Source organism: Priestia sp. JV24 (assembly GCF_025910025.1).
GTDB classification, from domain to species: domain Bacteria; phylum Bacillota; class Bacilli; order Bacillales; family Bacillaceae_H; genus Priestia; species Priestia megaterium.
On the sequence record NZ_JAPCIN010000010.1, the window covers coordinates 235558 to 256028 of the forward strand.

At 37.4% G+C, this 20471-nt stretch carries 23 protein-coding genes; 12 read left to right on the forward strand and 11 right to left on the reverse strand.

Features of this window, described 5'->3' with window-relative positions:
- Positions 1–134: 134 nt before the first annotated feature.
- From OK414_RS04055 to bioA, 3 genes are read left to right on the forward strand one after another with little or no spacing between them, the layout of a single operon-like run.
- Positions 135–698, forward strand: a complete 564-nt coding sequence (locus OK414_RS04055; RefSeq protein WP_013081856.1) for a biotin transporter BioY — start codon at positions 135–137, stop codon at positions 696–698.
- A gap of 30 nt (positions 699–728) precedes the next feature.
- Positions 729–1451 carry a dethiobiotin synthase gene (gene bioD, locus OK414_RS04060; protein WP_013055537.1) on the forward strand — a complete coding sequence of 241 codons (723 nt, stop codon included), beginning with the start codon at positions 729–731 and terminating at the stop codon, positions 1449–1451.
- Positions 1432–2805: an adenosylmethionine--8-amino-7-oxononanoate transaminase gene (gene bioA, locus OK414_RS04065; RefSeq protein ID WP_034654190.1), complete on the forward strand. Its 1374-nt coding sequence runs from the start codon at positions 1432–1434 to the stop codon at positions 2803–2805. Before bioD ends, bioA begins: the two co-directional genes overlap by 20 nt.
- A 100-nt stretch (positions 2806–2905) precedes the next feature.
- On the opposite strand, the gene OK414_RS04070 is transcribed toward bioA, so the two are convergent.
- Positions 2906–3151, reverse strand: coding sequence for a YolD-like family protein (locus OK414_RS04070; protein ID WP_404932070.1), 246 nt, complete (start codon positions 3149–3151; stop codon positions 2906–2908).
- 376 nt (positions 3152–3527) lie between these two features.
- Between OK414_RS04070 and OK414_RS04075 the strand changes: the two genes are divergently transcribed.
- A complete protein-coding gene (locus tag OK414_RS04075) occupies positions 3528–4193 on the forward strand; it encodes a TerC family protein (RefSeq protein WP_034654187.1) in 666 nt (221 codons plus the stop codon).
- Positions 4194–4326: 133 nt separating this feature from the next.
- Positions 4327–4464 (forward strand): hypothetical protein, encoded by a 138-nt coding sequence (locus OK414_RS04080; RefSeq protein ID WP_165802478.1) that lies wholly within the window; start codon positions 4327–4329, stop codon positions 4462–4464.
- A 75-nt stretch (positions 4465–4539) separates the two neighbouring features.
- Here OK414_RS04080 and OK414_RS04085 read toward each other — a convergent pair whose 3' ends face one another.
- Together OK414_RS04085 and OK414_RS04090 are read right to left on the reverse strand one after the other, a co-directional pair.
- Positions 4540–5808, reverse strand: a complete 1269-nt coding sequence (locus OK414_RS04085; protein WP_013081860.1) for a dicarboxylate/amino acid:cation symporter — start codon at positions 5806–5808, stop codon at positions 4540–4542.
- A 145-nt stretch (positions 5809–5953) separates the two neighbouring features.
- The gene (locus tag OK414_RS04090; protein ID WP_263045693.1) at positions 5954–7012 is read right to left on the reverse strand and encodes a DctP family TRAP transporter solute-binding subunit; all 1059 of its coding nucleotides are present in this window, start codon (positions 7010–7012) and stop codon (positions 5954–5956) included.
- A 108-nt stretch (positions 7013–7120) separates the two neighbouring features.
- Between OK414_RS04090 and OK414_RS04095 the strand changes: the two genes are divergently transcribed.
- The 4 genes from OK414_RS04095 to gdh all read left to right on the forward strand — a co-directional run bounded on the left by OK414_RS04095 (position 7121) and on the right by gdh (position 11271).
- Positions 7121–8689 (forward strand): sensor histidine kinase, encoded by a 1569-nt coding sequence (locus OK414_RS04095; RefSeq protein WP_016763136.1) that lies wholly within the window; start codon positions 7121–7123, stop codon positions 8687–8689.
- A 12-nt stretch (positions 8690–8701) separates the two neighbouring features.
- Positions 8702–9388: a response regulator gene (locus tag OK414_RS04100; RefSeq protein WP_013081863.1), complete on the forward strand. Its 687-nt coding sequence runs from the start codon at positions 8702–8704 to the stop codon at positions 9386–9388.
- A 219-nt stretch (positions 9389–9607) separates the two neighbouring features.
- On the forward strand, positions 9608–10468 hold the full coding sequence (locus tag OK414_RS04105) for a RhaT/GlcU family sugar-proton symporter (RefSeq protein WP_016763137.1): 861 nt from the start codon (positions 9608–9610) through the stop codon (positions 10466–10468).
- Positions 10469–10485: 17 nt separating this feature from the next.
- Positions 10486–11271 (forward strand): glucose 1-dehydrogenase, encoded by a 786-nt coding sequence (gdh, locus tag OK414_RS04110; RefSeq protein ID WP_013055546.1) that lies wholly within the window; start codon positions 10486–10488, stop codon positions 11269–11271.
- A 32-nt stretch (positions 11272–11303) separates the two neighbouring features.
- On the opposite strand, the gene OK414_RS04115 is transcribed toward gdh, so the two are convergent.
- From OK414_RS04115 to OK414_RS04140, 6 genes are all read right to left on the reverse strand, one after another.
- A complete protein-coding gene (locus OK414_RS04115; protein ID WP_095380095.1) occupies positions 11304–11885 on the reverse strand; it encodes a ferric reductase-like transmembrane domain-containing protein in 582 nt (193 codons plus the stop codon).
- The gene (locus OK414_RS04120) at positions 11860–12783 is read right to left on the reverse strand and encodes an FAD:protein FMN transferase (protein WP_034654180.1); all 924 of its coding nucleotides are present in this window, start codon (positions 12781–12783) and stop codon (positions 11860–11862) included. Before OK414_RS04120 ends, OK414_RS04115 begins: the two co-directional genes overlap by 26 nt.
- A 12-nt stretch (positions 12784–12795) precedes the next feature.
- On the reverse strand, positions 12796–13182 hold the full coding sequence (locus OK414_RS04125; RefSeq protein WP_016763140.1) for a hypothetical protein: 387 nt from the start codon (positions 13180–13182) through the stop codon (positions 12796–12798).
- A 215-nt stretch (positions 13183–13397) separates the two neighbouring features.
- Positions 13398–13868 (reverse strand): hypothetical protein, encoded by a 471-nt coding sequence (locus OK414_RS04130; RefSeq protein ID WP_034654174.1) that lies wholly within the window; start codon positions 13866–13868, stop codon positions 13398–13400.
- Positions 13858–14076, reverse strand: a complete 219-nt coding sequence (locus OK414_RS04135; RefSeq protein ID WP_013081870.1) for a helix-turn-helix transcriptional regulator — start codon at positions 14074–14076, stop codon at positions 13858–13860. The genes OK414_RS04130 and OK414_RS04135 overlap by 11 nt, the downstream gene beginning before the upstream one ends.
- A 149-nt stretch (positions 14077–14225) precedes the next feature.
- Complete coding sequence (locus OK414_RS04140; RefSeq protein WP_370881275.1) at positions 14226–14426, reverse strand: YolD-like family protein; 201 nt, start codon at positions 14424–14426, stop codon at positions 14226–14228.
- Between the two features lie 375 nt (positions 14427–14801).
- On the opposite strand from OK414_RS04140, the gene OK414_RS04145 reads away from it, so the two are divergent.
- On the forward strand, positions 14802–16730 hold the full coding sequence (locus tag OK414_RS04145; protein ID WP_034654171.1) for an LTA synthase family protein: 1929 nt from the start codon (positions 14802–14804) through the stop codon (positions 16728–16730).
- A 76-nt stretch (positions 16731–16806) separates the two neighbouring features.
- Here the strand turns inward: OK414_RS04145 and OK414_RS04150 are convergent, their stop codons facing one another.
- Both OK414_RS04150 and OK414_RS04155 read right to left on the reverse strand, forming a co-directional pair.
- Positions 16807–17007 (reverse strand): YolD-like family protein, encoded by a 201-nt coding sequence (locus OK414_RS04150; RefSeq protein ID WP_074893948.1) that lies wholly within the window; start codon positions 17005–17007, stop codon positions 16807–16809.
- Between the two features lie 229 nt (positions 17008–17236).
- On the reverse strand, positions 17237–17707 hold the full coding sequence (locus OK414_RS04155) for a GNAT family N-acetyltransferase (RefSeq protein WP_034654168.1): 471 nt from the start codon (positions 17705–17707) through the stop codon (positions 17237–17239).
- A gap of 96 nt (positions 17708–17803) precedes the next feature.
- Here OK414_RS04155 and OK414_RS04160 point away from each other — a divergent pair, with 96 nt between their 5' ends.
- Positions 17804–19216 (forward strand): PLP-dependent aminotransferase family protein, encoded by a 1413-nt coding sequence (locus OK414_RS04160; protein WP_263045692.1) that lies wholly within the window; start codon positions 17804–17806, stop codon positions 19214–19216.
- Between the two features lie 134 nt (positions 19217–19350).
- Positions 19351–20286: a homocysteine S-methyltransferase gene (mmuM, locus tag OK414_RS04165; RefSeq protein WP_263045691.1), complete on the forward strand. Its 936-nt coding sequence runs from the start codon at positions 19351–19353 to the stop codon at positions 20284–20286.
- Positions 20287–20471 lie beyond the last annotated feature (185 nt).

Sequence of the window (20471 nt, forward strand, 5' to 3'; positions counted from 1 at the left end):
ATCAAAAGACGCAAAAGCCTAGGTTTTTGCGTCTTTTTTTATTGTTTATTTGTCAACTCGGAATAAAATTAAGTTGACAAATAAAAAGAAATTATTGCAAACTTAAAGCAATGAAAAGAGAAAGGAGGGTGAATATGAAACCGAAAACAATGGCGTATGTTTCCTTATTTGCAGCTTTAACGGCGATTGGTGCATTTATAAAAATTCCTATTCCCTACATACCGTTTACTCTTCAAATTGTTCCTGTTTATTTAGCCGGTGCGCTGTTAGGTCCGCGTTTAGGTTTGTATAGTCAGCTATGCTACATAGGTATTGGGTTAATCGGTGTTCCGGTTTTTGCAGAAGGAGGAGGTTTAGGGTATATCTTCAAACCAACGTTTGGCTATTTAATTGGCTATGCTATGGGTGCATTTATGAACGGCTACCTTATTCAAAAATATGACTTAAAGAAACCTTTTTCTATCTTTTCAGCTAATTTATCTACGTTAGCTATTGTGTACGCAGTCGGCTGCTTCTGGCTTTACGGAGCAATGAAATGGATAATTGAAAAGCCTCTTTCACTGAGTGATACACTTCTTTTTGGAGCTGTTTTGCCAATGCCTGGAGATCTTTTGTTATGTATTTTATGTTCAGTGCTGATTCACCGAATGCAGCCTCAATTTAGTCGTTTGTCATCAAAGCGGGTCAAAGCGGGGTAACTAAGACATAGAAAAAAAGGAGAGAAAAAAATGGGCAAAGCGTATTTTATTACGGGAACTGGAACAGATATTGGAAAAACCCTGGTTACAAGTATTTTGTATAAAGTACTTGGTCGTCTAGGAATAAAAACGACAATTTGCAAACCATTTCAAACCGGCTACCAAGACGAAATTGGAGGTTATCCAGATATTCACTGGTTTGAAACAAGGCTTGGAGTAGCAGATACGGGTATTTATCAGTTAAAGCCGGAGACGTCTCCTCATTTGGCTATTGCACTGAGCAACAAGCAAGTGGAGCCTTCAATCGTCTTAAAACGCATTAATGAATTAAAAAAGAAATTTGATGTAGTGCTCGTAGAAGGAGCGGGAGGTCTTGCCGTGCCTTTAATTGAGGAGGAAACAACGTTTTATATGACAAAAGATTTGATCATAGATGCACAAATGCCGGTTATTGCTGTTGGAACGACGGGATTAGGAGCTATTCATGATGCGCTTTCTACCTTTTCATATGCAAGTGAGCATCACCTTAAAATCAACGGACTCATTTTTAATCGTTTTAATCACAGCAGTATCATTCATAACGACAATGTTCGAACGATTGAAAAGCTGCTTCAAATATCATCTCTAATGACCGTTCCAGTATTCACACATATCGATGAAGAGTTAGATGCATATATTGAGAAAATGATGAGGCAAAAAAGTGTTATTCAACATATTCAGGAGGTGTTTGACTGTGCCGTATCAAAAAGCTGAGCTGGAGAAATGGGATAAAGAATATGTATGGCATCCGTTTACACAAATGAAAGCTTATCGTCAATCCAACCCTCTTATTATTGAAAGAGGAGAAGGAAGCTATTTATATGATGTTGAGGGAAACAAATATTTAGATGGATACGCTTCTCTATGGGTGAACGTGCATGGACATAATGATCCGGAATTAAATACAGCTTTACATATACAAGTGGAAAGATTAGCGCATTCTACGCTGCTTGGATCGGCAAACGTTCCATCCATTTTGTTAGCCAAAAAGCTAGCGGAAATTACTCCTGGCAGCTTATCGAAAGTCTTCTACTCTGATACAGGCTCCGCCGCTGTTGAAATTGCGTTGAAAATTGCCTATCAATATTGGCAAAATCTCGACTCTGTAAAGTACAAAAACAAAAGTAAATTTATCTCATTGAATGAGGCATATCACGGAGATACAATCGGGGCAGTCAGTGTAGGAGGCATGGATTTATTTCATCGCATCTTTAAGCCATTGCTGTTTGAACGAATTCCCGCACCTTCTCCTTATACTTACCGTATGGAAGGATTTGAAACGGAAGAGCAAGCTTCAGCTTACTGTATTCACCAGCTAGAGAAGCTCTTGCAGAACAAAGGGGAAGAAGTAGCCGGGTTGATTATTGAACCGCTTGTGCAAGGAGCAGCGGGTATTATTACCCATCCTCCCGGTTTTTTAAAACAAGTAGAGCTGCTGTGCAAAGCGTACGGGGTATTGCTGATTTGTGACGAAGTAGCAGTTGGATTTGGACGAACAGGAACGCTGTTTGCATGTGAACAAGAAGATGTTGTACCGGATATTATGTGTGTAGGAAAAGGGATAACAGGAGGATATATGCCGCTTGCTGCTACGTTAACAAGCGAAAAGATATTTAATGCTTTTTTAGCTCATCCGGATGAAAATAAAACGTTCTTCCATGGCCATACGTATACGGGAAATCAATTAGCCTGTGCAGTAGCGCTTAAAAATATTGAACTGATAGAAGAAAGAGAATTAATCCGTAGTGTAAAAGAAAAGGAAAAAGTTTTTAAACGCTATCTATTAAAGCTTTATGAACTGCCTAATGTGGGAGACATTAGACAACGAGGTTTAATGGCAGGAATCGAGATTGTGAAAGACCGTCAAACAAAATCGATTTTTGGAGATAAAAAAGTGATGGGAGACATTATTTTAGCCGCTCGCCAAAAAGGTTTAATTATTAGAGAGCTAGGTCCTGTGATTACGATGATGCCTATTCTTTCAATGACAAACGAAGAATTAAAAACAATGGTTGAAATTGTATATGAATCAATTAAAGAAGTAATCGCACGTCATACAGTGAGTTAAATAACAAGAGGATAGGACAAAAGTTTTTTATTTAGTTGAAAAAAGATCCGAACGATGAAGCGTTCGGATCTTTTTATGGTTATGATAACGTGAATGTACTCTATTTAGCTGCTTCTAGCGGTTGATTGGTGTAGTTATCTCTCAATCTCTTCTTTTTTTTATCAATAAATATTCTTATAATACTTGATAGGCGAAGTGATCGTACATGCTGATTTTCATCTTTTAATAGAAGAGTTTGTTCGAGTAAGTTTAAGTTTTGAATATAACCTTTTACCGTTTGAACAAAACCGTTGTTTTGATAGTTAATAGTTAATAATTTATTTGTTTTTAGCGCTTTTAAAATCATACCTATTTTCTCCTTTCTTATATCGTAGCTGACGAAAAACTACAAAATAACGAAGAAGCATTGGAGGCTTGTATTATTTATAAAAATCACTCTATTTTTTATAAATGCTCTCCTGCTACTAATAGTAGAGAGCGATGGTGAAAAATAGATGAAAGATAAAGGATAAGGTTTGATTTATTGTAATGAACTGACTTTTCCTTTACAAATACCTATTTCAAATTTCTTTTTAGTGATAAAATACTGTTAGTGAAATAACTACTTCTTTTCATTAAAGGGTAAGAACGGGTTATATTGATAGAGTTTTAGTTCTCTATTTCTAGTAATGAAATAAGAGATAGAGAAATAGACTAATAAAAATCAATCAAGGAGTTTTTTTATGGATCAGAGTTTTATTTTAAATCTTTTAGAAATTTTACTGATTAACATTGTACTGAGTGGCGATAACGCAGTCGTGATTGCTTTAGCTTGTCGGAATCTTCCGGACGAGCATCGAAACAAAGCGGTTGTTTTCGGTACATTAGGAGCGGTTGTATTACGTGTAGGGCTAACGTTTGTCGCTGTCTATTTATTAACAATTCCATTTTTAAATTTCATCGGAGGCCTGCTTCTTCTATGGATTGCGATTAGTCTTTTAAAAGGTGAAGATGACGGAGATATTAAAGCGAATTCAACTCTAGCAGGTGCTATTAAAACAATTATTATAGCGGATCTTGTTATGAGTTTAGATAACGTAGTAGCGGTTGCGGGTGCGGCTAACGGCAGTATTCTACTCATTATCCTTGGTCTTGTTATCAGCATTCCGTTAATCATTTGGGGAAGTCAGCTTTTAATGAAAATTATGGAAAAATTCCCAATTATCATCATTGCTGGAGCAGCGCTTCTTGGCTATACTGCTGGTGAAATGATCTTTAAAGACAAAGCGGTGGGACACGTATTAGAAGGGTTAAATCCGCATTTGCATACGATTATTCCTATTTTGTTAGCTATTTTAGTTGTTGTTGTTGGGAAACTTAGCGGACGTTCTAAAAAAGAAACGCATTAATCCTAAAAAAGAGGTTGGGACAAAAGTATTTAAGATGAAGTGAAAAACGAACCACTAATCAAACATTTTGATTAGTGATTCGTTTTTTTGTTGGGATGAACGTAGGCTTCATTTGTTTAGATCCATCTAGCAGTTGATTGGAGGACAAGGCGAAGACTCCTGCGGGAAAAGCGGAACAGATGAGACCCCGCAGGAGCGTACGCGACGAGGAGGCTCATCGGCCGCCCGCGGAAAGCGAAGTCTTGTACGGAAATCAACTGCGGTGTCATAAGCGGTTCAGCTCATGTATCCCATTTATTCGTCTTTAGATTGAATTCATCTGGCTATGTCTCAACCTCTTTTTTTATTACTTAGCTAATGGAGGTGCGGAATTAACGTCTTGTACTGTTTCTACAGGAGGATGAAATTCATTTTCCATTTTCGATACAACTACAGTTGCTACACCATTTCCAATTAAGTTTGTAATGGCACGAGCTTCCGACATAAAGCGGTCTACCCCAATTAACAGCGCGATTCCTTCAACTGGAATCATCGGGAATGCAGCAAGCGTAGCTGCTAGTGTAATAAATCCAGAGCCAGTAACTCCGGCAGCTCCTTTAGACGTTAACATTAAAATACCAAGTAGCGTAATCTCTTGCATTAACGACAGGTCGACTCCATACGCTTGAGCGATAAAGATAGCAGCCATTGATAAGTAGATTGCTGTTCCATCTAGGTTAAATGAGTAACCAGTTGGAATGACAAGTCCTACTACAGATTTTGAACATCCGTACTTCTCCATTTTGTCCATCATTTTTGGCAGTGCAGATTCCGAAGAAGACGTACCTAATACAAGTAGAATTTCTTCTTTAATAAAAGCAATGAATTTAAAAATATTAAATCCATAAATCTTAGCAATGGTTCCAAGTACAAATACAATAAATAAGAACATAGTAATGTAAACAGATCCCATTAAGAAACCGAGTTTTTGAAGAGAGCCTATTCCAAAGTTACCGATCGTATAAGCCATCGCTCCAAACGCGGCAATAGGTGAAAGTTTCATAATCATATTAACAATTCCAAAGAAAATATCTGTACAGCGTTCAAAGAATGTAATGACAGGAGCCGCTTTTTCGCCGAGTGTAGCTGTAGCCATTCCAAATAGTACGGCAAAGAATAAGATTGGCAATAATTCACCATTTGCCATTGCGCCAAATACGCTGTCTGGAATAATTCCCATGATAAACTCCATAAAGCCATGCTCCGCTTCAGCTGCTTGCTGCGTATATTGAGTAACATCAGCTCCGCTTGCGCCATTGATATTAAAGCCAGCCCCAGGTTTGATAAAGTTTACAACGATAATTCCAATTGCTAAGGCAAAAGTAGTGACAATCTCAAAGTATAAAAGAGCTTTACCTCCAATTCGTCCCACTTTCTTTAAATCTCCCATGCTTCCGATACCGATGACCACTGTTAAGAAAATAATTGGGGCAATCACCATCTTAATTAATTTAATGAAGATATCAGCCAATACTTTTAATTTAGCTCCAAATTCAGGAAACATGAAGCCAATTGCAATACCAAGAAGGATACCGATAACAACTTGAACAGTTAGATTTTTAAAACTTAATTTCATACGTAATGCTCCTTTCGAGAATGTTTTTGTTAACGTTTACATTATTCTTATCCTTATATTAACTGATAATTTTAACTATTTATATTTCTGGTGATAATGTTCTTTTTGGTCATTTTGGTCAAAAAAAGTGATGAACATATAGTCATCACTTTTTGCTTTCGATATTTTTTATTTGTTGAATGATATCAAGCGTTTGTTTTGTGGCATTGTTTTCAAACGATTGATAAAGAAAGTTAAACTGTTTTTTCCATTCAGCTTTTTGTAAATCATTTAAGTAATAAACGCGCATGCCAGATTTATTTTTTATTTGCTGCAGCTGTTCATCGTTCATCATTTTTGATTGAGTCCAAATCCAGTTAGTTGTTTCTACCATTGCATCACTTAATAGTTGTTTTACATCTTCAGGGAGGCTGTCCCAATACTTTTTATCCATTAGAACAGCGTAGCCCAAGTATCCATGGTTGCTGATGGTCATATATTTTTGCAGCTCGTACAAACGTTTTGAATAAATATTAGAAATGGTATTTTCCTGTCCATCAAATTCCTGTCGTTCAAGGGATTGATATACTTTATTAAACGAGACAGCCTGAGGCTTGGCGCCAAGAAGTTCAAATTGTTTTTTGATTACTTCACTTGGCATAATGCGAAATGTTTGACCTTGAAAATCTGCTGGATGGAGCAAAGGTTTCGTATTGCTAGTCATTTGTTTAAAGCCGTTGCTCCATAAAGCAAGCCCTTTAATGTTTTTCTCTTGCAGCGTACTCAACAAATCCTGTCCGATTTTACCGGTAAACACTTGTTTTGCCTCGCTGTAATCATCGAAAATGAAGGGAAGATCAAAAAGTTGCCACGTAGAGGAGAGGTCGCTTAGCTTTGAAATGGAAGGTGCAATCATTTGTACATCATTTCGGCGAAGGGCGGCAAGTTCTTCGTCGTCTGAATACAATACGCCGTTTGAATATACTTCAATTTTAACTTTACCATCCGATTTTTGATTAACGATTTCAGCAAATTTTTGAGCGGCTAAGCCTTTTGGAGTATTTTCAGCTACCACGTGGCTAAAATTAATCACAATTTGCTTATTTAATCCTTTTTGCTCATCGTCATGATACACATTATCCTGATTTATAACCGTATACTGCAAAAAAACATAGATCATCAAGAAAACGCTAACAATGATACTTGCCCCTATAAACATCTTCAAAATGTCCAACCCCACGATTCAATAATTTTTCTCTACAAATATTCTAACACGCAATTTCTCAACGTGGTAAAATTAAAATAAACTTCAATCAGCAGTAGGTGTTCCGCTATGATGCGCTTATCGATGCAAACGAAAATGACGGGGTTAATCTTTTTTATCGTGGCCTTTTCGTTGTTTTTAGCAAGTATCGTGGTAATTAATAATTTTGTACAGTCAAAAGAAAATGATTTAGAGCAAAGGGCTTTAATCACTTCGAGAACAGTTGCTGAAATGCCTGAAATTCGAGAAAAAATTGAAAAAGATAGTAAGAACATTAATCAAATTGTAGAGCCGATTCGCATTATTCACGGTGCTTATTATGTAGTGGTTATGAATATGAATCATGAACGTTTGTCTCACCCTTTGCAAAGCATGGTTGGAAAAACCTCTAAAGGAGATGATGAGGGACAGGCGTTTGCAGAACATACCTATACCGATAAAGCAAAAGGAGAAGGCGGAATGGTCATTCGCTCTTTTGTGCCCGTTGTAAACGATCAGCATGAACAAGTAGGAGTGGTTGTCTCAGGCTATCTTCTTCCGAAATTTACAGAGGTCATTTTAAGTTTAAAAAAAGAAATCTTTCTTATCTCAGGTCTTGCTCTTTTCTTTGGAGGATGGGGAGCGTGGGCGCTTGCATCTCGTATCAAAAAAGAGATGTTTGAACTTGAACCTCATGAAATTGCTCGTTTGTTCGTAGAACGAACGGAGACCTTTAATGCCATGCATGAAGGAGTCATTGCCATTGATAAAGAGGAGAACATCACTATTTTTAATCATAAAGCGAAAATTATGATGGATGTACCCGATGAGGTAATTGGAAAAAAGATCTATGATGTGATTCCAGATACAAGGCTTCCAGAAATTCTGCAGCTTAATCAGCCTGTTTATAATCGAGAGCTTCAAGTTCGAAATTTGAATATTTTAAGCAATCGTGTGCCGATTAAGGTTAATAATCACACAGTCGGTGCGGTCGCTGTTTTTCAAGACAGAACGGAAGTTAAAAAATTAGCTGAAGAGTTAACAGGAGTTAAATCATTTGTAAGCGCTCTTAGAGTTCAAAACCATGAATACATGAATAAACTTCATACGATTGCAGGGCTTATCCAACTTGGAAATAAAGACAAGGCTCTTCAGTATGTTTTTCAAGTGTCTGAACAGCAAGAAGAGCTCACCCAATTTCTTCATAAGCATATTAAAGATGAAAGTATATCGGGATTGCTGTTGAGCAAAGTCAGCCGTGCCAAAGAACTTGGAATTGAGTTAGCTATCGATCGCCACAGCGAGCTTCACTCATTTCCTCCTTACTTAGATCATCATGATTTTGTGATTATTATTGGTAACTTAATTGAGAACGCTTTTGATTCGTATCAACATATGGAGCGTCGTGAACGGAAGATCTATATAAGTATGGAACAAAATGACGGCATTCTTTCTATATTAGTTGAAGATAACGGGTGTGGCATGAATGAGGATCAGGTAGCGAGAATCTTTGATGAAGGTTTTTCAACCAAAGCAAAGGAAAATAGAGGAATTGGTTTGCATTTAGTAAAACAAATTGTTGAAAAAGGAAACGGTCAGATCGAAGTAGAGTCAGAATTAGATGTTGGAACGACTTTTATCATTACATTCTTTTTATAGGGGGAGTGGGAAATGAATAAAAAAGCATGGACCGTGCTTCTCATAGAAGACGATCCTATGGTACAAGAAGTGAACCGCCAATTTATTGAACAAGTTGAAGGGTTCACCGTTATCGCTGCAGCTTCGAATGGTTTAGAGGGGGTACAGCTCATTAAACAGCATCAGCCTGATTTAACGATTATTGATATGTATATGCCTAGTCAAGATGGCTTAACCACCTTACAGCAAATTCGAGCAAATGGCTATAAAACAGACGTGATAGCAGTTACGGCTGCAAGTGATATTGAAACCGTACGCAAAGTTCTTCAATATGGCGCTGTGGATTATATTATGAAACCGTTCAAGTTTGAACGAATGAAGCAAGCGCTTGAGCAGTATCGTTCGTTTCAAGTTAAAATAAGTCAAAAAGAACATATTACTCAGTCTGAATTAGATTCTATGCTGTTTCAGCAATTCGAAGAAAAAGCCGATTTGCTTCCCAAGGGGCTAAATGCGGTTACGTTAAGGAGGATACAACAATATCTTTCCGAACAAAATCATCCAATTTCTGCTGAAGAAGTGGCGGACGGCGTAGGAATTGCGCGTGTTACAGCAAGAAGGTATTTAGAGTTTTTAGAACAGGAAAACGAGCTGAAATTATCAGTTGAATACGGCAGAGTGGGGAGACCTATTAATCGCTATATGTTAAAAATAAATTAAACCATACAGAACAGCTTTTATTTGGAAAAGCTGTTTTTTTGCGTTAGAAAGTATATCTTTTTCTCTCCTAGAACAAATTAAGGTATACAGTTTTCGCTACCCAAAGAATATTTCGTGCGGTCATTAATCCATAAAATGTCCCTGAAAAGGGATTAATGGCGGAAAAATTGGGGAATATGCACTTTGACATTTAATTTTAACACAGGAAGGTTTTGAAACATGGACATATTTTTAGCCGTCTTACCAGCCATATTTTGGGGAAGCATTGTGCTTTTTAATGTGAAACTAGGCGGAGGACCTTATAGTCAAACGCTTGGAACCACATTGGGAGCTTTGATTTTCTCCATCGGTATTTATATTTTTGTACACCCTACGTTTACACCTTTAATCTTTGGGGTTGGAGTTGTATCGGGGCTATTTTGGGCAGTTGGACAAAGTAATCAGCTGAAAAGTATTGATTTAATTGGAGTTTCTAAAACGATGCCTATTTCAACTGGGCTTCAGTTAGTTTCCACTTCATTATTTGGAGTAATTGTGTTTCACGAGTGGTCTACAAAAACTTCAATCATTCTTGGTGTGCTCGCTCTTATCTTTATTATTGTAGGGATTGTTTTAGCATCACTTCAAAGCAAAGAAGAGAAAGAGGCTGAAGAAGGAAAAGGAAACTTCAAAAAAGGAATTGTTATTTTATTAATTTCAACCGTTGGTTATTTAGTTTATGTTGTAATAGCCCGTCTATTTAATGTAGACGGATGGTCGGCCTTATTACCTCAAGCGATTGGTATGGTTATTGGAGGAGTATTGCTGACGTTTAAGCATAAGCCATTTAATAAATATGCAATTCGCAACATTATCCCAGGTCTTATTTGGGCCGCTGGTAATATGTTTTTATTCATCTCACAACCTAAAGTGGGTGTAGCGACAAGCTTTTCGCTTTCCCAAATGGGAATCGTCATTTCAACATTAGGCGGAATCATTATTTTAGGTGAGAAGAAAACGAAGCGTCAGCTAGTTGGGATTATTATTGGGATTATATTGATTATCATAGCAGGAGTCATGTTAGGGCTCGCCAAAAGCTAACTAGGAGGTTATTAGCAATGTATAAAGATTTAGAAGGAAAAGTAGTTGTCATAACAGGTTCATCTACCGGTTTAGGAAAAGCAATGGCGATTCGTTTTGCGACAGAAAAAGCTAAAGTAGTTGTGAACTATCGTTCGAAAGAAGAAGAAGCTAACAGCGTTTTAGAAGAAATTAAAAAAGTGGGCGGAGAGGCTATTGCCGTCAAAGGTGATGTAACAGTTGAGTCTGATGTGATCAATTTAGTTCAATCTGCTATTAAAGAATTTGGAAAGCTAGACGTTATGATTAATAACGCAGGAATGGAAAATCCGGTTTCGTCTCATGAAATGTCTTTAAGCGATTGGAATAAAGTCATTGATACGAACTTAACGGGAGCATTTTTAGGCAGCCGTGAAGCGATTAAATATTTTGTGGAAAATGATATTAAGGGAACAGTTATTAACATGTCGAGTGTTCACGAGAAAATTCCTTGGCCATTATTTGTTCATTACGCAGCAAGTAAAGGCGGAATGAAGCTCATGACCGAAACACTTGCATTAGAATACGCTCCAAAAGGTATTCGTGTAAATAACATTGGACCGGGAGCGATTAATACACCGATTAACGCTGAGAAATTTGCTGATCCTGAGCAGCGTGCAGATGTAGAAAGCATGATTCCAATGGGATACATTGGAGAGCCGGAAGAAATTGCAGCGGTTGCTGCATGGCTAGCTTCTTCAGAGGCAAGTTATGTAACAGGGATTACACTCTTTGCTGACGGCGGTATGACACAGTACCCATCATTCCAAGCAGGACGCGGATAAGAAAAAACGCACTCTATGATAGAGTGCGTTTTTTAGTTTTCCTGAGCTTTTTTGGGATTCTTAGGAGCTGATGACTGGTGTTGAATTCGTAAAAAAAGCAAAATCAAAACGATGCAGCCAGTGATGCTGTACATCCCAAGAATAAGCGGCTGCTGTGTATCTGTTCCAGAAGTAATGCCGTGATACAGTGCGAGCAAATAGCCTGGAAAAGCAAGAAAATGAATGGCTTTCCATGTTTTTCTCCCCAGCTGTCTTATAAAATCGGATGTGATAATCAGTACAAATAAAATGTAGAGTGAAATAGTACCAAGACCTGTGCTAATTGGTTTGTAATCGGAAGTGAACGGAATTAAAATGTCAGAAAGTGAAAAATGAATAGATTGATCCAATGATAAAACAAGTCCGTGAATCATGCCAAATAATAATCCGAACCACCCTGATGATTGATGAACCAGCAAAAGCTGTTTTTTTCGTTTTGGTTTAAAAAATGAAAAGCTGTGAGAAATGCCAGCGGCAACCGATACAAACATGAGCAAATAAGAAGTTAAGCCGGCTGCCCGAATGGTATTCCAAACGGGAAAGTGGGCACTAAATTGCGCGAGGAGAGTAGCCATAATGGTATACCTGACCTTTCACATTTTTTTCGATTAACACTTCGCCTTCTTTTGTAACCGCAATTACCTCTAAAGAAGGGTGATGCATTTTAGCTAATCTTAATCCGGCGTCCCACCCGAGAATAAGCATGCATTTTGCATAGACTTCAGAAACGGTCAAGTCTTCTGAAACAACCGTTACTTGCAGAAGCTCTGATGAACTAGGCTTGCTGATTCTGCCGTCAATAATATGATGGTGAGTGTGTCCATTTACTTTCCACAATCGCTTGCCCACACTGCTTGTGGCAATGCCGCTGTTGCTCTTTACTTTAATACTCATGAGATTTTTTGATAAATCAAATGGATGAGAGAGCGCAATGGACCAGTGCTTGCTAGCAGGCCCCCACGTTACAATATCACCCCCTCCATCGATTCCACCAAGTGAAGTTCCTTTTTTCTTTAATTGATTCGCCATTTGCTGAATGCTCCAACCTTTTGCGATTCCGCCTAAATCCAGACCGACATTAGAAGCAAGCTGAATACTTCTCATTCCTTTGTGAATCATAATAGGGTTAACAGCATCAAAAGCTGCTATTTCTTGAGGAAGCTGATTGTTAGGCAGTTGTTCAAAACTTTGGTTATATCCTAGAGTTTGAATAGAATGATAAAGAAATGGGTTGAAAATTCCGTTTGTCTCATTGTAATAGTAAGAGGCTGTTTTTACAGCTTCATACAACATTTTTGACGGTAAAAATAATCTTCCGTTCAGCGAATTAAGCTGTGAAAGCTCGCTTGTTGGAAGAAAGCGGCTTAGGGTTTCTTCTACAAGATAACACCAGCTCTCCACTTTTTTGATTACAGGTGTTTCCAGCTGATATACATTAAATTCGGTATTCATCGCTTTAAATGAGTAGCTCATTACATCACATCCTTAAGAAGGTCTTGATTGCATAGAGGAATCATTATTATTCCCCCAGTTATCCTGGCCATTGGAGGAATTATCATTTGACCACTGGTCTTGCTGATTACTCGAATCATCGTCTGACCATTGATCACTTTGCTCATTAGAACTGTCATTTGACCACTGATCTTGCCCGTTAGTTCCATTGTCCGTATTGGAGTCAGGTCCTGAATTTGGAAATAGGTCCGTCTCATCTTCCGTTTGGGTTTGCGATGAATTACTGGCTGATGTATCGTTATTTAGTGCTGTAGCTGTTGAATTTGTTTGATCATATTTTTGAGAAAGTCCTACAAAAGTGGTAAATGCAGCAACGCTCGATAAACCAACCATCCATTTTGTCCATTTATTAGCTGCCATTGATATGCTCCTTTTATCTTTCCTATTTTGCAACTGAACACTGAAGAAAAACTGCAATGGAAGGTAACATACATCGTTCAATTGTTATAGTTCAATATAGACAGAGAAAGTGAAAAAATAGTGAAATAGATGTAGGGCGGATTATTTTTGTGGGGGAATTCAGCGAATTATTAGATTAAAAAAAGGTTGTTCTTTTTAGAACAACCTTTTTTTAATCAGCGGTAAATCTTACTAATTGATACGTAATAAACCGTTAACTGCACAAGAGAAAGAAGCAAAAGAACGGCAATGGGATAGAAGCTAAAAGAATTAGGTAGCAGCGGATAAAAAGCTATTAATATAGCACCTATAGGAATAGAAAATAGGAGAAAAACAAAGGCTTTCTTACAAGCTTCTGCTGTTATCATCTTTTCACGTTCATCTTCTTCTGCAAATTCAAAAGGGAACAATAAAGGCGAAACATTCTTCGTCTTTTTACGCGCGCGGTAGTAAAAAAATGAGACGATTAAAAGCACAATTAAAGAAGCAAAAGACCCTATAGACATAGTAATTTCCCACGGGGGTTCAGGGTGGGTCATAACTTCACTAAATTGAATATTTAGGCTTAAAAAATCATATAAAAACCAACCTACGCACAACAGAGACACTACATTCAACAAATAAGATTTAATAACATTACTCAACATTTTTCTCCTCCTTTTGAAGTGTAAAAACATCTTCCATTTTTAATTGAAAGACATCACAAATTGTTAAACCAAGTAGTAGGGAAGGAACGTAATTTCCCTTTTCAATAGCTGCGATGGTTTGGCGAGTGGCTCCAACTTTTTCAGCTAAATCTCCTTGCGTATATCCATGTTTAGCTCTAAGCTCTTTTACGTGATTAATAAGAGTCAATATGATCCCCCGCTGACTTTTTAATAAATTTGTTAAGTTGATTTAACATTATGTAAAGTTAATTTAACATTAATTGGATTATTTTTCAATAATTAATGGATAAAAAATACAAAAAAAGATCCTAGAAGAGTTCTTCAGGATCTTTTTTGTTAATAAATTTCTTTAATGCCAGACAAACGAATGGAAAAAATGTTTTGTTTTTCATCTCGTAGGGAGAGGGTTTGGTCGGTTAGGTTTAAATTTTGGATTTTTCCTTTGAAGGTTTGAAGCAGGCCATTTTCGTAATAATTCACGGTTACATGTTTGTTTTTCTTTAACGCTTTTAAAATCATTAATTCATCTCCTTTCATGTGTGCATCTGTTATGAAAAGAAAGCTGTAGCTTAAGCATAAGAATTTGGAGAATGCTCAAGGCAGAATTATTATTATACAGCAAGATGAGAATAGTTTGTAGATAAATTGTGAAAAAATGCACAAGTTTGCAGTACGGGTGTTGCAACAGAATACAGTATATGAGGGAAGAAGGGGTTTTATGATAAAAAAGGTGATTTTAGTTTATTTATTTGTGGGTATTAGGTAAACTAGTAGATGAATTTAAAGAATCTATCTATGGTTGTGAAGGCTAGGATTTCATTTAATTTTCATTTTCTATGAGTATAATGATAAAGGTTTTCTATATGTTCTTTGTGAATCTACTCATAAACTAATCGAGAAAGGAAAATCAAAATGAAGCGAATCGTTTCTAAGCCGCTGCACTATTTCATATTAGCCGCTGTTTTAATGTGGATAAAGTCGTATGTGGCTTATAAAACTGAATTTAACTTAGGCGTAAGCGGCGTAATGCAGCAAATGCTGTTGTTCATAAACCCTGTGAGTTCAGTGCTGATTTTTTTAGGAATCGGCTTATTTTTTAAAGGAAAAAAAGCAGGAGCTTGGATTCTTGCAGGCAGTTTCATTATGACGCTGCTGTTATACAGCAACGTTCTCTATTATCGCTTTTTTAACGATTTTGTAACGCTTCCTACACTGTTGCAGACAAGTAATGCAGGAAGTATGGGCGGAAGCATTATGGATTTATTAAAAGCGCATGATGTTTTTTATTTTGTTGATTTTATTATTTATTTTTTCTTCTTTTTTAGTAAAAAAATTGACTGGCATAATGAAAAAGTATCGGTTAAGAATGCTGTAACCATTCTTTCTTTAGGATTCATGGTCTTTTCTGTCAACTTAACATTAGCAGAAATTGATCGCCCGCAGCTTCTATCTCGAACTTTTGACCGCAATTATCTAGTAAAGTATTTAGGCGCCTATAATTATACGATGTATGACGGTGTTCAGACTGCTCAAAACTCTAAACAGCGAGCTTTTGCAAGCAGCAATGATTTAACAAACGTCGTTAATTTTAAAAACAGTCATTATGCGGAGCCTAATTCCGTTTATTTTGGAAAAGCTAAAGGGAAAAATATTATTAAAATTCATTTGGAATCATTTCAGTCTTTTTTAATTGATTACAAATTAAATGGTCAGGAAGTGACACCTTTCTTAAATTCGTTGGCCCATGGAAATGACTTTACGTATTTTGATAACTTCTTTCATCAAACGGGACAAGGAAAAACATCAGATGCTGAGCTGATGATGGACAACTCTCTATACGGCCTTCCTCAAGGTTCTGCTTTTGTACTGAAAGGAAGCAATACGTATCAGGCAGCACCAGCTATTTTGGATCAAAAAGCTGGCTATACGAGCGCTGTGCTGCACGGAGACTATAAGACGTTTTGGAACCGTAACGAAATTTACAAGCAGTTCGGTGTGGATAAGTTCTTTGATGCAAGTTATTACAATATGACGGGTGAAAATAAAATTAACTATGGTTTAAAAGACAAACCGTTCTTTAAAGAATCTGTTCCAATGCTGCAGTCTTTACCACAGCCGTTCTATGCGCATTTAATTACGTTAACAAATCATTTTCCATTTTTACTTGGAAACAATGAGGCAAGCATACAGCCTGCTAACACGGGCGATGCAACAGTTGACCGTTATTTCCAAACGGCTCGTTATTTAGACGAATCATTGCAATCTTTCTTCCAAGAACTGAAAGCTTCTGGGCTTTATGATAATTCTGTGATTATGATTTATGGAGATCACTACGGTATTTCTGAAAATCATAATGCGGCAATGGAAAAAGTAATGGGAAAAGAAATTACGCCTTATGAAAATGCTCAGCTGCAGCGTGTACCTCTATTCATTCACGTTCCTGGAGTAAAAGGCGGAGTTAATCATACGTACGGTGGAGAAATTGACGTTGTGCCAACTCTTCTTCATTTAGTAGGGATTGACAGCAAAGAGTTTATCCAATTTGGCACAGATTTATTTTCTAAGGATCATGATGATGTAGTGGCATTCCGCAATGGCAACTACGTATCTCCTAGATATACATTAGTGGATGGAACGTATTATGATTCTAAGACGGGCCAAGCGCTTAAAGAAAATAATCAAATGAAAGCTTATAAACAGAAGGTAGCGAAAGAATTGGAGTTATCTGATCAAGTGCTTTATGGAGACTTGCTTCGTTTCCACAAGCTGAAGGATTTCCAAACAGTCGACCCTTCGAAATATATGTACGGGAAAGAAGAAACAGAAACATCAGCTAAATAAAGCTAAAATCAAAAGAACATGATGACTTCTGCAAAGCAGAATGAACATCATGTTCTTTTTTACTGTAAACTATTCATCAATAAATTTCTTTAATTCCCGATAAACGAATAGAGAAAGTATTTTGCTGTTCATCTTTTAATGAAAGCGTTTGGTCTGTTAAATCTAGGCGCTGTACTTTTCCTTTAAACGTTTGAAGCAAACCGTTTTTATAATAGTTAATTGTAACGGCCCCGTTTTTTCTTAATGCTTTTAAAATCATCTTCAAAACTCCTTCCATATTTAAAATGTTTATGATTAACGAGCTGTAACATTCATTTTCATTTGCATATTTTTATTATACACAAAAATAGAAAGCGTTTTCACTTAAAGTTTGAACACTTTGTGAAAACTTTAACAGAGAATGTGACAAATACATACAGAAACTAATTTATTTGTCGTATTCATCATAAAACACATTTATGAAAGGAGTGTTAAGAACGTGTTAAAACTTTATGGATGGAAGAATATTATAAAATATCGTTTGAAATGTCGTAGTGAATCCATTCATCGTTCGTTACATTTCCGCCCATTTTTCTGTAAAGCATTTGGGCTCCTGTGTTATCATAAGCCGTTTCCCAAGACATAGCTGCATACTGATGTTCTTTTGTATACTGGTGACTAGTCGAAAATAACTTTTCTCCAATTTTTTGTCCTCTTGCTTTTTCAGTAACGTATAAGTCATTTAAAATCGCTACAGGCTTTACACGCGTGGTGCTAAATGTAAAATAAAGTGTCGAAAAACCTACTGCTTCGTCATTTTGAGTCGCGATAAACTGAACGCCAGCATCCGGATGCTGAAATAAGTGATTAATTAAATTTCTCAGCTGCTTTTTGGTAGGCTGAGGGCGCTTGTAAAAATCAACAATGTATTCGTTCATTAATGAAATAAGTGCTTCCATGTCAGCGGCATTAGCTTGACGAATTGTAATAGTAGTCATTAAATCTTCTCCTTTTTAATCAAATGATCTACACTTATAGTAAAAGAAATGTATCCCCTCTAAAAGAGCCAGATTTGAAAAATAAAATAGGGACAGATGAAAGGAAATAGCGTGAAGTTCACACCTTTATTAAACCGCAAAGATGATATGCCTTTGTATCAACAGCTATATGAATATATAAAAAAAGAAATTGTATCCAGCAGGGTGGAAGTAAATGACAAACTGCCTTCTATCCGGTCTCTTGCTGATTACTTAAACGTAAGTCGAAATACTGTAGATGTGGCCTATCAGCAGCTTTTAGCTGAAGGATATGTAGAAAGCAGGCCCAAAAGTGGAATGTACGTAACGAATACACAGTTTGATTTACTGCAAATAGATAAAAAGCCGGCTGTATTTTTACACCCTCACTCAGAAACAAAGTCGTGTACCTATGATTTTCGGTATGGAAAAGTTGATAGCCGTTTGTTTCCCTTGAATGAGTGGAAAAAACGATACAATGAGAGTCTTCAAACTTATAGAGAATCTCTGTTTACTTACCAAGAAAGTCAAGGAGAAGAATCACTGCGAAAAGAAATTGCGATGTACCTTTATCAATCAAGAGGAGTGGTTTGTTCAAAACATCAAATTATTATTGGAGCAGGTACGCAGCAATCACTCAGTTTATTAGCGCAGATGCTAAAACCAAGAATCAGGGACATTGCCTTTGAAAATCCTTGTTATGACGGGGCTAGCTTTGTATTTAAGCAGCATGGATTCTCCTTAAAACCCGTGTCGCTTAATAACAAAGGGATAAACATCCAGGAGCTTTATGACAGCCTAGCACGAGCTGTTTATGTCACACCATCTCATCAGTTTCCATACGGAATGATCATGCCTGTTTCAAGAAGAATAGAGCTTCTTAAATGGGCGAATGACCGCAACGGGTTTATTATTGAAGATGATTATGACGGAGAATTTCGTTATAAAGGCTCTCCCATCCCTTCATTGCAAAGCTTAGACACTAAGGGGCGCGTCATTTATACAGGTACATTTTCAAAATCTTTTATGCCTTCTTTAAGAATCAGCTACCTTGTATTACCTGAAGTTCTTCTAAAGGAATATCATGAACATTTCTCATTATACGAGCAAGCTGTTCCAACTCTCCATCAGCGGACGCTCGGGCTGATGATGAAAAATGGAGAGTGGAGTAAGCATTTAAGAAGAGTGAGAACTGTTTATCAACTGAAACACGTTACTCTTTTAGCAGCTTTACAGAAAGAGCTTAACGAAAACATTACGATATCAGGTGAATCTGCAGGTTTGCATATACTTGTACGCGTGCACAACGATATGACCGAACAGCAGTTAATTAACGCAGCTCGAAAGCAAGATGTCTCCGTCTACGGTACCTCTCGTTATTGGCTTACGGAAGTACCTAAACAAAAGCCTCATGTTTTGTTAGGCTTCGGAAGTTTGGGGAGAGAAGAAATAGAAGAAGGAATAAAACGATTAAAAAAAGCTTGGTTATAAATCCATGCTCGTTTTTTCGGTTTCTTGACAAAAGTTGCCTATTCCTTTAGACTTTTTCGCATATATTTTAAATTATCTGAAAGGAGGATAGGGTAATCGAAGCTAACTGCTAGTGGACAACCCTAGGTTAAACAATGAATCCTATCCAACAAATTTTACATACATTCCCTGTGATTGTACTAGATGGTGCAATGGCAACTGAACTGGAGAGATATGGTTGTGATTTAAACGACAGCTTATGGTCTGCAAAAGTGCTGATGGAGCAGCCGGAATTGATTAAGAGAGTGCATCAAGATTACTTTGCAGCAGGAGCTGACTGTGCAATTACAGCAAGTTATCAAAGCACATTTGAAGGTTTTGCTAAACGTGGACTGAGTGAAGCAGAGGCTCGCGAGTTAATTCAAGCATCTGTAAAAATTGCGGCTGAAGCGAGAGATGAATTTTGGCACCAAGAAGAGAATCGTCTTAATCGTCCAAAACCAATTGTTGCCGCTTCGGTAGGGCCTTACGGAGCATTTTTAGCAAACGGATCGGAATATACTGGACAGTATGACGTAACAGAAGAAGAGTTAATGGAATTTCATCGTCCTCGTATGAAAGCATTAATTGAAGCAGGAGCGGACGTATTAGCTTGTGAAACTATTCCTAATTTAATGGAAGCAAGAGCCATTGCGAGGCTGCTAGAAGAGTTTGAAGGAGCGTACGCATGGATTACGTTCAGCGCAAAAGATGACCTGCACATTAGCAGCGGAACATTAATCTCGGAGTGTGCACGCTATCTGGATTCCTATGAGCAAGTAGCGGCTCTTGGAGTTAACTGTACGCCGCCTCAATATATTTCTTCACTTATTAAAGAAATTAAATCTCAAACGGATAAGCCAGTCATTGTGTATCCAAATTCAGGGGAGCATTATGATGCTGAATCTAAAACATGGAACGGGATATCTGCAGGCGAAACGTATGGCTGCAGCGCTCACAGCTGGCATGAAGCAGGTGCTCAGTTAATCGGAGGGTGCTGTCGTACAACTCCAGATGATATCAAAGGCATTGCAAAATGGGCTAGAAAATAACGGATTAAAAGAAAGAGAATGTGAGAAAAGTTGTTTCGCTAGCGTTAAACACGAACGATCTATCAAAAATAGATCGTTCGTGTTTTTTTATGGTCATGGTGAACGTAGGTTTCGTGTGGGCAGGTCCTTCTAGCTGTTGCACGGAAATCAACAAAGGTGTCATAAGCAGTTCAGCTCATTTATCC